At 62.7% G+C, this 12,288-nt stretch carries 10 protein-coding genes; 4 read left to right on the top strand and 6 right to left on the bottom strand.

The annotated features are described in order from the left end of the window. The first annotated feature begins 148 nt into the window (after window positions 1-148). Window positions 149-874, top strand: a complete 726-nt coding sequence (locus VHD36_20660) for a 16S rRNA (uracil(1498)-N(3))-methyltransferase (GenBank protein HVU89754.1) — start codon at window positions 149-151, stop codon at window positions 872-874. Window positions 875-982: 108 nt separating this feature from the next. Here the strand turns inward: VHD36_20660 and VHD36_20655 are convergent, their stop codons facing one another. Together VHD36_20655 and lhgO are read right to left on the bottom strand one after the other, a co-directional pair. Next, a complete protein-coding gene (locus tag VHD36_20655; GenBank protein HVU89753.1) occupies window positions 983-1,543 on the bottom strand; it encodes a hypothetical protein in 561 nt (186 codons plus the stop codon). Window positions 1,544-1,814: 271 nt separating this feature from the next. Beyond that, entirely contained in the window at window positions 1,815-3,032 is a 1,218-nt protein-coding gene (gene lhgO, locus VHD36_20650) for an L-2-hydroxyglutarate oxidase (protein ID HVU89752.1), read from the bottom strand. A gap of 189 nt (window positions 3,033-3,221) precedes the next feature. Here lhgO and VHD36_20645 point away from each other — a divergent pair, with 189 nt between their 5' ends. Genes VHD36_20645 through VHD36_20635 form a run of 3 tightly spaced genes read left to right on the top strand, consistent with a single transcriptional unit; the run spans window position 3,222 to window position 6,910 of the window. Then, the gene (locus VHD36_20645; GenBank protein ID HVU89751.1) at window positions 3,222-3,593 is read left to right on the top strand and encodes a BlaI/MecI/CopY family transcriptional regulator; all 372 of its coding nucleotides are present in this window, start codon (window positions 3,222-3,224) and stop codon (window positions 3,591-3,593) included. A 40-nt stretch (window positions 3,594-3,633) separates the two neighbouring features. Continuing rightward, the gene (locus VHD36_20640) at window positions 3,634-4,710 is read left to right on the top strand and encodes a M56 family metallopeptidase (protein ID HVU89750.1); all 1,077 of its coding nucleotides are present in this window, start codon (window positions 3,634-3,636) and stop codon (window positions 4,708-4,710) included. Window positions 4,711-4,732: 22 nt separating this feature from the next. Beyond that, window positions 4,733-6,910, top strand: coding sequence for a hypothetical protein (locus VHD36_20635; protein HVU89749.1), 2,178 nt, complete (start codon window positions 4,733-4,735; stop codon window positions 6,908-6,910). A gap of 276 nt (window positions 6,911-7,186) precedes the next feature. Here VHD36_20635 and VHD36_20630 read toward each other — a convergent pair whose 3' ends face one another. The 4 genes from VHD36_20630 to VHD36_20615 all read right to left on the bottom strand — a co-directional run. Further along, window positions 7,187-9,505 (bottom strand): redoxin domain-containing protein, encoded by a 2,319-nt coding sequence (locus VHD36_20630; GenBank protein HVU89748.1) that lies wholly within the window; start codon window positions 9,503-9,505, stop codon window positions 7,187-7,189. A 101-nt stretch (window positions 9,506-9,606) separates the two neighbouring features. Continuing rightward, window positions 9,607-10,386: a TetR/AcrR family transcriptional regulator gene (locus VHD36_20625; protein ID HVU89747.1), complete on the bottom strand. Its 780-nt coding sequence runs from the start codon at window positions 10,384-10,386 to the stop codon at window positions 9,607-9,609. A gap of 438 nt (window positions 10,387-10,824) precedes the next feature. Continuing rightward, a complete protein-coding gene (locus VHD36_20620; GenBank protein ID HVU89746.1) occupies window positions 10,825-11,841 on the bottom strand; it encodes an alcohol dehydrogenase in 1,017 nt (338 codons plus the stop codon). 275 nt (window positions 11,842-12,116) lie between these two features. Beyond that, window positions 12,117-12,288 (bottom strand): DUF1501 domain-containing protein (locus VHD36_20615; protein ID HVU89745.1); only part of this gene is annotated, 172 nt, incomplete at its 5' end.

Raw genomic sequence — 12,288 nt, 5'->3', positions numbered from 1 at the left:
TGTCAGTCCCACGCGCTAATGGGTGGTAGATGGGCTCGGGCGGCCGCTTTCGCACTGACAGCAGCCCGCGGCGCGAGACAATTCCGTGACTCTTCAGGCTTCGGTAAGATGTCGAGCAATTCTTCACCTAAATCCGCAGTCGCGCCCTATGTCCGAGCGCTATTTCGTCGAACAGCCGATCGCCGGCCCTCACGCTACGCTGCTAGCATCCGAGGCGCATCACCTGGCGCACGTCATGCGCGGTAAGCCAGGCCAGCAAGTCACGATCTTCGACGGGCGCGGTGGCGAATACACAGCCGAGATCGCGCGCGTGGGGCGGGCCGAGATCGAGCTGAGCGTGCTTTCCCATCAAGCGATCGAACGCGAATTGCCCATACGGGTCGCAATCGGCGTCTCGCTGCCCAAGGGCGATCGGCAGCGGTGGCTGGTCGAGAAGCTGGTCGAACTGGGCGTGAGCGAGTTCGTGCCGCTGGTGGCCGCGCGCGGGGTGGCCCAGCCGACGGGCGGCACGCTCGAGCGTTTGCGTCGCGCGGTGATCGAGGCTGCCAAGCAATGCGGACGCAACCGGCTCATGCAAGTTGCCGAGCCACATTCGTTTGATGATTTCGTCCGTAGCGCCACCCCGGAGTCCCTGCGCTTACTGGCACATCCGCGGTCGGCAGCGGCGCTTCGCGACTTCTTGCGCAACACGTCGGTTGTGCCGGAGGCGGGCCTTGCCTGCGCCGTCGGCCCCGAGGGAGGATTTACCGACGACGAGATCGCTCGGGCCATCGCCGCCGGCTGGACCGCCCTCGACCTGGGCGCGCGAATCTTGCGCGTGGAAACGGCAGCGGCGGTATTTGCCACGGCAGCCGGACTACTTGCGCGCGGCTAAGGTAGTGCTAAGACAGGAAGGAATCGTGCCATGCTTTTTCGCCGCAGGCGCTCTAAGCATGGCACGGCTCATCCAAATCGTGCGTGGTGGGGGGCGCTTTCAGCGGGCCTACTTCGCGGCGCCGCCGGCCTTTTCATCGGATTTCTTGCCGTCGCCTGGCTTCGCTTCGGCCGTTTCCCCTTTCGGCACGATGCGGCCGAACAGGTGTCCGCCGTGATCGCCGCCGTCCCAGGTGCCGGCATACTCCTTGCGGAACACCAGCACGCGGCAAGTGAAGGTGCCAAAGCCTGGCACCGGCATGTCGGTGAGCGTGATGACGGGCGTGTCGCCGGCCCATTTGACGTCCAACGTCAACGGCACGGTCAGATCATGAGTGCCGTATTGGATGCGCGACTTGAAGAGCCATTTGTCCTCGCCCACTTTTTTCACGCTCTCGATCGTGTACTTCTCTTCGTTGAGCTTCTTATCGGTCTGACCGCGGACGGTGAAGGTGCCGATCAACGTGGCGCCCGACATGGTTTCTTGAAAATCTTTCTCGAGCGCGGCTTTGTCTAGTGGCTTTTCGGCCGCTGGCTTGTCGTCGCCGCGAACTTCATGCAGTCGTGCGGCAAGCACCGCAATCGAGAGCATTCCCACGACCAGACATCGTGAAACGTGACGAGCGTTCATGGATCGAATCCTTTTGAAGATGGCGTGGTTTGTCAGTGATCGTCAGACGCTGATTCCGAGCTTAAAGGGGGTGCCACTGGTGGCTCGTCCACCAGTGTCGAACTCCGCGCACGCACTGGTAGACAAGCTACCAGGGGCACACCTACCGATCTGTCGCGCGATTGTGAAACAGCGTTTCATGACAATGCAGCCTTTTATCCGGCGCGGGTGATTATACCGCGTGCCGCCACGTGCAGGCAGCAGGTGACAGCCCACCTCGGGCTGAGAGAGCTCACGCCATCCGCGCGGCCAGATGGTCGACGATCAGGCTCCCCACGTTCAACGAGGCCGTGGCGGCCGGTGACGGCGCATTTTGCACGTTGACCACGCGCGGCCCATCTTGAATGAGAAAATCATCGACCATGCTGCCGTCGCGCAGCAAGGCCTGCGCGCGCACCCCGGCCGGCGCAGCCACCAGATGTTCTTCGCGAATCTCGGGCACCAGCCGCTGCAATGCCTTAACAAAGGCGCGCTTGCTGATGCTGCGCCACATTTCGCCCATGCCTGTGCGCCAATATTTCGCGGCCAAGCGCAAGAAGCCGGGATAGGTGAGCGAATCGACCAGGTCCGCGAGGTTGATATCGGTCTTGCGATATCCTTCCCGCGCAAAGGCCAGTACGGCGTTCGGCCCGCACTCGACGCCGCCATGAATCATGCGCGTGAAGTGTACGCCCAAGAACGGAAACGCCGGATCGGGCGTGGGATAGATCAAGTTGCGGCACAGATGCTGCGCCTCGGGCCGTAACTCGAAATACTCGCCGCGGAACGGCACGATCTTGGCCGCCGGCTTTTGCCCGCTCATGGTCGTCACACGATCGCATTGCAGGCCCGCGCAATTCACTACATAACGCGCCGGGTAGGCGCCCGCTGTCGTTTCGACCTGCACTTCATCCGTTGCCACGCGCATGCCCGTGACACGCGCCCCGGTCACGATCTGCCCGCCGCCGCGCCGCACGTGCTCGGCCAGGCGGACACACACCATCGGGTAGTCGACGATACCGGCCTCGGGCACATGGATAGCGCGCACCCCGGCGGCATGCGGCTCCAACTCGGCCAGCCGGGCCTTGTCGATCATTTCGACCTGCACGCCGTTGGCCTGGCCCCGTTCGTAAATGCGCTCAAGCGCCGGCAATTCCTCCTCGGCCACGGCCACGATCACCTTGCCGCAGATATCGAAGGGGATTCCCTCGTCGCGGCAGAAAGTCTCCATCGCGGCCTTGCCGGCCCGGCAATTCGTGGCCTTCAGCGAGCCGGGCTTGTAGTAAATGCCCGAGTGCAGCACGCCTGAATTGTGGCCGGTCTGATGCTGGCCGAGATCGGCCTCCTTTTCGAGAATCAGCACGCGCAAGCTGGGGTAGCGGCGCGATAATTGGTATCCCGTTGCCAGGCCGACAATGCCAGCGCCGATGATCGCTACGTCGAATTTTTGCATGGCTGCACTTGTACTCACGCCCGCAGGGTCGTTCAAGCCGGTTGCCGGGAGGAGGCTCACCGAGGATGGTTGGGCGAATGGCAACGCTTAAGCGCTTGACGAACAAGACAAGTTGTCTATAATCTAAGCAAGACACGGTGTCTTGTCGGTTAATTACGAGGAATTGCGGCCGCAAGATTTCAAAGGACACTGATGCGAAAGCGACAGATGCCTGCCCCCACGGAGGCCGAGCTCAAAGTGCTGCAAGAGCTGTGGCAGCGCGGGCAGGCGACGATTCGCGACCTGCGTGATGCGCTCTATCCTGAAGAAGGCGAGTCGAAATTTGCGACGGTGCAAAAGCTGCTGACCCGGCTCGTGGACAAGAAGCTTGTGCGCCGTCGGAAGGATGCGACGAACTGGATCTTCGCGCCCGCAGTCGCACGCGATGAGTTGATTGGCGGCGAGCTGCGTCGAGTGGCCGAGAATCTCGGTGACAGCTCGATGGCCCCGCTGCTCACGTACCTGGTCGAAACCGGAGAGCTGACCGCTAAAGAACGGGCCCACTTGCGCCGGCTGCTCGACGAAGCGCCTGGTACCTAGCACGCACCAAACGACCTCGACCACAACAGGAACCCGCGATATGACGTGGCTTTCTTGGCTCATTTCGAACGTCGTTTTGGCGGGATGTTTGGCGCTATTGGCCGCCGCGGTGCAGCGCTGGCTGGGTGCGCTCGCGATTGCCCGGCTATTGTGGTTGCTGGCGCTTTTGAAGCTACTGACGCCTCCGGTAGTGAGCGTGCCGCTCAGCGAGTCGCCCGGCCTCCTCGCCTGCGTGTTGGGCACATGCGCCTGCGGAACGCACGTCAACTCGACAAGCCCCTTGGTCACTTCGTTGCCGTGGATCTTGCTCGCGATGTGGATCGTCGGGGCCGGCGTGACTGGCTACAACGCCTGGCGCCGCTGGAGTCATTTTCAACGACTGCTCGTCAGCGCGTCGCCGGCGCCCGTTTCATGGCAAACGCTTGCCCTGAAACTCGCCACCGACCTTTCGCTATGGCGCATGCCGAAGATCCTCGTCGTGCCCGGTCGGTTACCGCCGTTTGTGATTTCCGGTTGGCGCGGGCCTCGCATGGTGCTGCCCCGGGCGCTGGTCGAGCAGCTCGAGCCAACGCAGGTTCCCTCGCTCCTATTGCACGAGCTGGTACATCTGAAGAATCGGGACCACCTGGTGCGACTGTTCGAACTCGTGGTCCGTGTCGTTTTTTGGTGGTTGCCGATGGTGGGCGCCATCGGCCGGCAACTGCGGGTTTGCGAAGAAGCACGTTGCGACGGCGCGGTCGTGGCTCACATGCCTCACGCGCGGCGCGGCTACGCGAAGTTGCTATTGGACGTGCTCGAATTTGTTCACCCGTTGCCCACGTTCGCCATTCCACAAGCCACGGGGATGAGCGTTGCCACCGACGTCGAGCAGCGGCTGCGAGCGATTCTCGAAACGCGCTCTCCCGGTCGGGTCAATCGGCTGGCCGCGCTGCTGACGCTCGTGTTTGCCTGCGCCGTGCTTCCGTGCGAGTTGCGGTATGGGCTCGCGCGTGGCGCTCAGCCGGCCGCGCGATCGAATACCATTTTCACCACCTGCGAGCCCGGTGCGCCGGTGAACGAGCCGACAAACCAGCCAGTCGTGCCGGCCGAAGTTCTCTCCATGTGTTGCCCTTCGTAACGCACTAAACCCGGAGGTTTCCATGTCCAGGCTAATTCTGCGCTACCGTTGCGCGCTTTTATTGATCGTATTGTCCGTGGGCCGCGCCACCGCGGCCGAGAAGGGCTTTGAAAACTGGAATCTGGAACCTAGCGTTACTCAGGCCCACCTGGTGATGGTGGCCCGGCTCACCAGCATCGGCAGCTTGACGGTCGTCGAAGGGGCCAAGACCGACGTCATGCTGCGCGAATATCGCTTTCAACCGGTGCGTCGGCTCAAAGGCATCTTTCAACGCGATCAACTCTCGATGACCAACGTCGATCTGGGCTGCCCGGCCGAGGATCCGGTCCAGGGCTGCCCTTTGAAAGAGGGGGAGTTCCGCCTGCTGATTCTCGTGCAACAGCAGGGGCTGCAAGGCTTCGGTTGTGTATCCGCGACGCCAGGCGCCACCACCTTTGAGCAGCTCGTACCGCTACTCTCTGGGCCTGACGATCCGCTGGTCGACGCGGTCGATACTTTGATCCAAGTGGCCGACGCACGTTCGCGCCACCAGCGCGCGAAGCTATTGCTCGACCGCCTGCAGACGACCAGCGGACCGGCCGCCGTGCCCCTGCTCAGCAGCCTGAAAATGCGGGCCGACTGCGCAACGAGCGATCCGCGGACGCTTCCCACTCTGGCGAAACTCATGAGCGAAGGGCCGGAATATGTGCGCTCGGCAGCGTTGGGAGTACTGCGCGACGTACTGAACAGCCACGGCGCTGCTGAACAACCGCTCGCTACAGACAGTGTTCGCGAAGCCTTGCAGAGAGCGCTGGTTCCGGCTGCGCCGAATGGTGGCGAAGGGAAAAGCGCCGGTGCTGTCACCCACGCCACGCGGACAAGTGATCGGCTGGCCGCGATCGATGCCTTGGGAGAGTTGTTGGGTCGCGAGGTGGACGTTCCCTGGGCCAGGCCGTGGCTCCTCAGGCAATTGACCAGCGCCACGACCTATGACGAGCGGGCGGCCGCGGCGACGGCTCTGGCACACGTGAACGATCCGGACGTCGCCGCCGCGGTTCGCGCCGCTCTCGCCGCGCTGCCGCTCGACGAAGTTCCCGCGCGCGAGTCCGTGTACGCACGCGCCGCCGAGAAGCTCGACGCCGAGAAGGCCGCCGTCACGCTCGTTGAACGCTTGAACCGTTCGATCGTTGCGCGGCAATCGCTCGCGGCCGAGATCGAATCCCTGGGCCGGATGCGCGTCCAATCGAGCCTCGCACCGATGCTACTTGCGGCGCAACAAGCCGATCTCGCTCTTGTCGATCGTCTGCAACTCGTGGCGGCGCTAGGACAATTGCGCGACGACGCCGCGGTACCCGCGCTGATCGGCTGGATGCGCGATCGAGACGGCCGACTTCAGGAGGCGGCGCTCGCGGCGCTTGAGAATATCGATTCGCCGGTGGCCGCCCGTGAGGTGCGCCCGCTATTGAAGACCGAGCCCTTTCTCCCCCACAAATTGCGGATCGCGCGGCTGCTGGCGCGACACAAGATCGACGACGGCTACGCGCTGGCCACCGAGCATTTGGCCGATGCGGCGCACACGGCCCAGGCGATCCTGGTCCTGGCGGCGCTCGACGATCCACGCACCAGCCGCGATCTATCGGAAATCGTCGCCGAACGGCCGGACCGGCGCTGGTACGCCGTGACGCTGGGGGCTCTGGCCGCCATCGGCAATGCCGAAGCGCAGCAGCAATTGCTCGGCGTCCTGCGCGACGACCGGCATCCGCTCGTCACCGCTGCGGCCGAAGCGGCGGGCCTGACCGACGACGACAAGCTTTTGGCGCCCTTGGCCCGACTGACGCAGTCGCGCAACAAGCAGATCGCCCTGGCTTCGATTCTTGCGCTGCATCGGTATCTCAGCAACGTCCGTTCGTCGCCACACGGCCTCGCGGTCGTGCGCATCGCGCCGGACAGCTTCGAGTACAGCCCGCCGGGCAGCGTTGCCGAAGAGGAACAGCCACGGCCGGTCGGAGACGAAGCGACGGCCATCTTCGACGCCGTGGCTGCATTGGCAGTCGACTCCTACGTCGAGATCGACGTCCGCCGTCAGGCCTTGGCCGTGGCCCGGCTGGTCGACAAGGCGCGCTACGCCGAACTGCTCGAGCGGCTTGCGGATCAGGCCGATCTGGAAGGCTCGCCCATGTTGGCCGAGGTCATCAAGGAACGAGACCGCTTGAGCAACTGACGCTATTGACCACCGTACATTCCACGCAGGGTTCGGGTGCCGTGGCCACGCTCGTCGTGGCCACGGCCGAGCGGGCGAAGAATCCATCAAGGGGCTTTTTGCGAACCGCTTGCTGACGCGGGCGTGTCGGCAATGGCACCCCGTTTTTGTCCTCGCGCAAAAAGCTCGCGGCTTAACGATCGACTCTCGCGGCGCAAAAAAGCGTGCCCCGCGCGTCCTATCGAGCGACGCACGGGGCACTGGCGTGGCGGTCTGCCTGAATATCAAAAACCGTGGCTACTGCGCCTGGGGCGCCTCGGCCACGAGCTTCGCGATCTGTTCAAGGATCTGCGCCGCCTGGGGCGGGAACGCTCCCTCTTCGGTGCTCCAGAAATTCATTGTGCAGCGCTGACCGTCGATCATGACCGGCACGTGCATGCTGGAGCGAATCTCCTTGCGGGCCATCTTGTTCATCGTCGGCCCTTTGACGTCAGCCAACGAGTCGTTGACCACCACCTTGTCCCCCGCGGCGTAGTCGGCCAGAGCTTCGCCCTGGGCCTTGACCACGGTCGACGTGCTGTGAAACGGGGTCTTCAACCCGATGCGGTCTTGCACCATCTTCAATCGCAACTTGTCGCCGTCGACCGTGGTGATGCAGACGCGATCCACTTGCGGCACCAACTCCAGGATTTGCCAGGTGACCAGCTCCCAGCTCTTGGGCGATGCAAGCGCCTTGCGAGCCATTTGCTTGAGCTGATCGTCGACCTGGATCGTGTCTCCTTCGGCCTGCTTGAGGAACTCTTTCACTCGCAGGGCCGAATCGGTCGCCGGCGCGGTCAGGTCCTGATCCGTCAGCGCCATCTCGAACCAACCGAACATCATCTCTTCCCAAGTCTGCTCGCCCCATTGCACGGTGGCGTTCGGATCGGGATTGGCCAGATTGTCCGGCGAGTTGTCGAAGTGGGCCACGCAGTGCATTTTCGTGCCGCGCGGGATCTGTTTCGGTTCGGTCAACCAGTAGGTCGTCTGCCAACCGAAGTCATACTTCGGCACCCACAGCAAAGTTTCCTTTTTCCCGTCGGGATAGATCAATTCATAGAAGAAATCTTTTCCGCGAACGTGCATGTGCGGCGAAATCGTCAACAGCGTCGCGTTCTGGCGGAAGACGAATTCGCTTTCCACTTCGTAGTTGGGATCCTGCGGCGGAATCTTGAAGGTGAAGTTGCCGGCGTTCTGCACCGCCACTTCCTTCTTCACCGTGGCCGGATCGGCAAACACGAAGCCCGCGAAGCTGCGGTCGCTCTGCGCGATGCCGTTGGGCGTATAGTGCATCTCGAAGAGAAGCTTCGAGCCTTTCTGTACGTACCGGGCATATCCGTCAGCCAACGGCTCTTGCCGCAAGCCCGGCGCGAAGGCCCCCAGCCAATTCGTCTGCAAGCGGCCGGCGCGGCCCGTGGGCGCGACTCCCGGCGGAATCACGTACACGATGATGTGGTGGACCACTGAATGGTTGCCTGGCCGGCACTCCATCGCCCTGATCCACTTGTCTTCGGTCCAGCCAGGGTCGATCACGAAACGTTGATATTCGACCGTCCCCTCGGCAGGAACGTTATAAGCTTCGTCAGCCATGTAGATGATCTGGTCGGGCGTGGGAATCTGCCACCCTTCGGTGAACTTCGGCTGCTCCGGCAGGTCCTTGGGATCGCCCTCGGGAGCGCCGTTCTTGACCCACTTGCTGATCGTGGCCAGGTCCGCGTCGCTCAAGCGGCAATCGTTGCTGAAGGTGCCAACCGACGGGTCGGCATGCCACGGCGGCATACGGCGTTCTTGCACCACTTCCTGAATCATGTCGGCCCAACCCACCGCTTCGTCATACGACGTGAGCGGGAACGGAGCGATCTGCCCAGGGCGATGACATTCGACGCAATTCGCGTTGAAAATCCGCGCGACTTGATTCGAGTACGTGACGTCGCTGTTGGCGACCGGTTCCTTCACGCGGCCGATCAAGCAGCCTTGCACGGCCGTCTCGGCTTGCGAGACTTCCTTGCCGGCCAACAGCTCGCCAAGCGCTTCGGCCAGGTCGCGGCGATTCGGCTCGGTGCGCTGGTACGAAATGCCCTGCTTCATGAAACCGTACTGATCGTCGACGCGGCCGTGGTAGCGGACCACGCGATCCTTGTCCAGCACGAAGATCTCCGGCGTGCGCTGCGCCCCGAACTGATCGGCGATGACGTTGCCCGCGTCTTTCAACAGCGGAAACTCGATCTGTGATTCACGGGCGAAATGCGCGACTTCGGTCCCCAGGTCCTGCCGGTTGGCGTCGACGCCGATGAAGGCCACGCCCTGGTCGGCGAACTCTTTTTGCAGTTCGACCAGTCGCGGGCCGTACAGCTTGGCCAGCGGGCATTCGGTCCCTAGGAAGGCGACCACGACGGCTTTGCTGTCGGCAAAGTCGGCGAGCGAGACTTCCTTGCCGCGAAAATCACGCCCCGTGAAGTTCGCGATCTTCTTTCCCAGCAGCGCACCATCCTTCGCCTGGGACACAGTTTCCGCACCCAGCGCCAGCGACGGCGCCAGGCCGATGAGCAAGCACAAGGAAACGATTCTGGCCTTCATCCGGAATTCTCCTGTCAAACGTCGGTCGCCATGCGGTTAAGGTCGTGTCGGCCGCTCCCCACGAGACGGCCGCGACGGTCATTGAACTATCAAAATCTTCTTCAGGTACTGGAAACTTCTTGGCCCGCCAATCCCTGCTCAGGAATTGCCAGCCCCTGCTCAGGAATCGCCAACCCCTGCACGGGGATATCCGATCCCTGCGCCGGAACAGACAGGCCCTGCTCAGCAAGTGTTCGCTCGACACCGAGATAACTTAGATACAAACGGATCAATTCCCGCGCTGTTTCTTGCGGCGTGAGGGGATGGGTCATCCGCTCCACGTCCGCGAACAGCGTCGACTGATCGAGCGTGTCGAACATCATCCGCAGTCCGAAATCGACGGCCACCGCCGGATCGGGATGGGTGATCTCTTCGCGCCGATCGAGCAGCAGTTCTGTCAGCCGCTCGGAAATATGCTTGCCCAGCCGGCTGGCACTCTCGGCGAATTGCGGGTCGTTGCTGCCACGCACGATGAACGCCCGCACCAGGCCGCGCTTCTGTTGATAGACAGCGACAAGGAACGGGATGACCTCGGCGAAAATCTCGGCAATCGAGGCCCCTTCCCAGCGGTCGGCTTCCAGGGCCATGTCGGCCGTGGCCAACGCTTCTTCACAGAACCGGTCGTGCAGACAGCTCAGCAGCGCGTCTTTGTCGGTGAACCGGGCGTACATCGCGCCCACACTCGACCGGGCGCGGCGCACGACCTCGGCGACCGTGGCGGCTTCGAACCCGCGCTCGCCGAACACCTCTTCGGCGGCGTCCAGCAGGCGCTCCAGCGTCTCCTGGCTGCGCGTCTGGCGCGGCGGACGAACCCACTCGACCTTCGAGAGCAGCCGATTCATCGAGTAATTACCGGCGTGAGAGAGAAGCGGAACCGGAATTCTTGTTCTGATTTCTGCCCTAGTCACAATCCCGCTTTCGCATCCCCGAAAAACGGGACCAGCGGAACCGGAATCAGAATTCTTATTCTTAACTATTATCGAGTGCTAAACGCTGTGTCAACAAGATTTTCAGCAGATTCCTGGTCGGCCCCATCCCCCCACCAGAATACAATCGTTTTAGCGCAAAGTATCCGGCGGTGGCCAGTTACGGAGGCTGGCAGTGGGATCCGCACCCACCGGAGTCGGATCGGCGGTATGCCGACCTTCAGGAACCTGACCGAATTTGACGGGTATGGTCGGCGGTTAAGGGCATGGCGTGCTCGACCATCTGATCAATTAACTTGGCTCACGGCGCCCATTCGACTCGCTCCGTTGCGACAAGTTCAACGCATCACCCCGCTACTCACCCATCTTCAGCACAACACGAAAACGAGCCTTGCCGCTGAACATCCGATCGTACGCCTCGGCGGCGCGCGACAACGGGTAGTGCTCGTTCATCGAGGCCACGCCCGTCCGGGCGCTGAAGGCGAGCGTGTCTTGCGTATCGATCGACGTGCCCGAGTACCAGCCCTTGACGGCTTGCGAACTGGTGAGCATGCGGACGGGCGAAATTTCCATCGAATTGGTAACGCCGATGGCCATCAGAGTTCCTTCGACGCCCAGCCCGGCGGCGATCTGGCTCATGGCTTTCCCCTCGGTGACGGTGGCGAGAATGGCCTTGGCCCCACCGAGCTTGAGCAGTTCGGCCGCCGCGTCGGTTGCCTGGCTGTCGATGAACAGGTCAGCGCCAAGCTTCGTGGCCAGCGCTTTCTTATCCTGGCCGCGCGCGATGGCCACGGTGTAGAAGCCCATCTTCGCGGCGTACTGCACGCCCAAGTGGCCGAGGCCGCCCAGCCCAAACACCGCCACCAGATCGCCGGGTCTCGCACCGCAATTGCGCAGCGCGTTGAATGTGGTGATGCCGGCGCACATGAGCGGCGCCGCATCGAGCCCGGCCATGCCGGCGGGAAACAGAGCCAGGGCACTCGCCGGCGCGATCATGTATTCGGCGTAACCGCCATCGAACGAGATTCCGGTCGTCATGCCATTAACGCACGCGAAGAACTGCCCGCGGCGGCACGGCTCGCAATAGCCGCAGTAACCGCCGTTCCAGCCGACGCCGACGTGGTCGCCGACCTTCCAGCCTTTGACCTCGGGACCCAGCTTGTCGATCACGCCCGACACTTCGTGGCCCGGAATGCGCGGATAAGGAATGCCAGCAAACAATCCATCCTTCACGACCGAGTCGCTGTGGCAAACGCCGCACGCTTCGACCTTGACGCGAACGGTGCCAACCGTGGGTTCGGGAATCGGCCGTTCGACGATTTCAATGGGCCCTTTGGGTTTCGAGATGACTGCCGCACGCATGGTGGCCATGGTTTCCTCCGTTTGAGCCGCTCGGGAACGCATTCGACGTCATGGGTGCATCGCGATCGCGCCGCCTCCGCGCGTGCGCAAGAAGTTTTAGACGTTTGCCACGCGGAGACAACCACCCGGCCGAGTGCCTGGAAGTTCCAGCTTGAAAATCTGGCTTGGGGTGCCACTGGTGGCTTGTCCACCCGTGCCTTACTCAGAAAGACCTTCACTCGCGCGCGAGCCACCAGTGGCACCCGACACAAGTCCCGATTAAGCGTCGTCGCGATCTCCGCGACTCAGGCCAGAATGCCCTGAATGACTTGCCCCTCGACGTCCGTGAGGCGCATTTCGCGGCTGTTGTGAAAATAGGTGAGCCGCTCGTGGTCGAGCCCCATCAGGTGCAGGATCGTGGCATGAATATCGTGTACGTGCGCCTTGTTTTCGGCCGCGGCAAATCCAAAATCGTCG

The organism is Pirellulales bacterium (genome assembly GCA_035546535.1).
GTDB lineage: Bacteria > Planctomycetota > Planctomycetia > Pirellulales > JACPPG01 > JACPPG01.
The sequence above is the reverse complement of the archived record's forward strand: the minus strand, read 5'-3'. Positions and strand labels throughout refer to the sequence as shown.

Coding starts and splice junctions, on each gene's coding strand:
- VHD36_20630 (HVU89748.1), bottom strand. CDS start 9,505: ATGAAGGCCAGAATCGTTTCCTTGTGCTTGCTCATCGGCCTGGCGCCG.
- VHD36_20625 (HVU89747.1), bottom strand. CDS start 10,386: ATGAATCGGCTGCTCTCGAAGGTCGAGTGGGTTCGTCCGCCGCGCCAG.
- VHD36_20635 (HVU89749.1), top strand. CDS start 4,733: ATGTCCAGGCTAATTCTGCGCTACCGTTGCGCGCTTTTATTGATCGTA.
- VHD36_20660 (HVU89754.1), top strand. CDS start 149: ATGTCCGAGCGCTATTTCGTCGAACAGCCGATCGCCGGCCCTCACGCT.
- VHD36_20640 (HVU89750.1), top strand. CDS start 3,634: ATGACGTGGCTTTCTTGGCTCATTTCGAACGTCGTTTTGGCGGGATGT.
- VHD36_20645 (HVU89751.1), top strand. CDS start 3,222: ATGCCTGCCCCCACGGAGGCCGAGCTCAAAGTGCTGCAAGAGCTGTGG.
- VHD36_20655 (HVU89753.1), bottom strand. CDS start 1,543: ATGAACGCTCGTCACGTTTCACGATGTCTGGTCGTGGGAATGCTCTCG.
- VHD36_20620 (HVU89746.1), bottom strand. CDS start 11,841: ATGGCCACCATGCGTGCGGCAGTCATCTCGAAACCCAAAGGGCCCATT.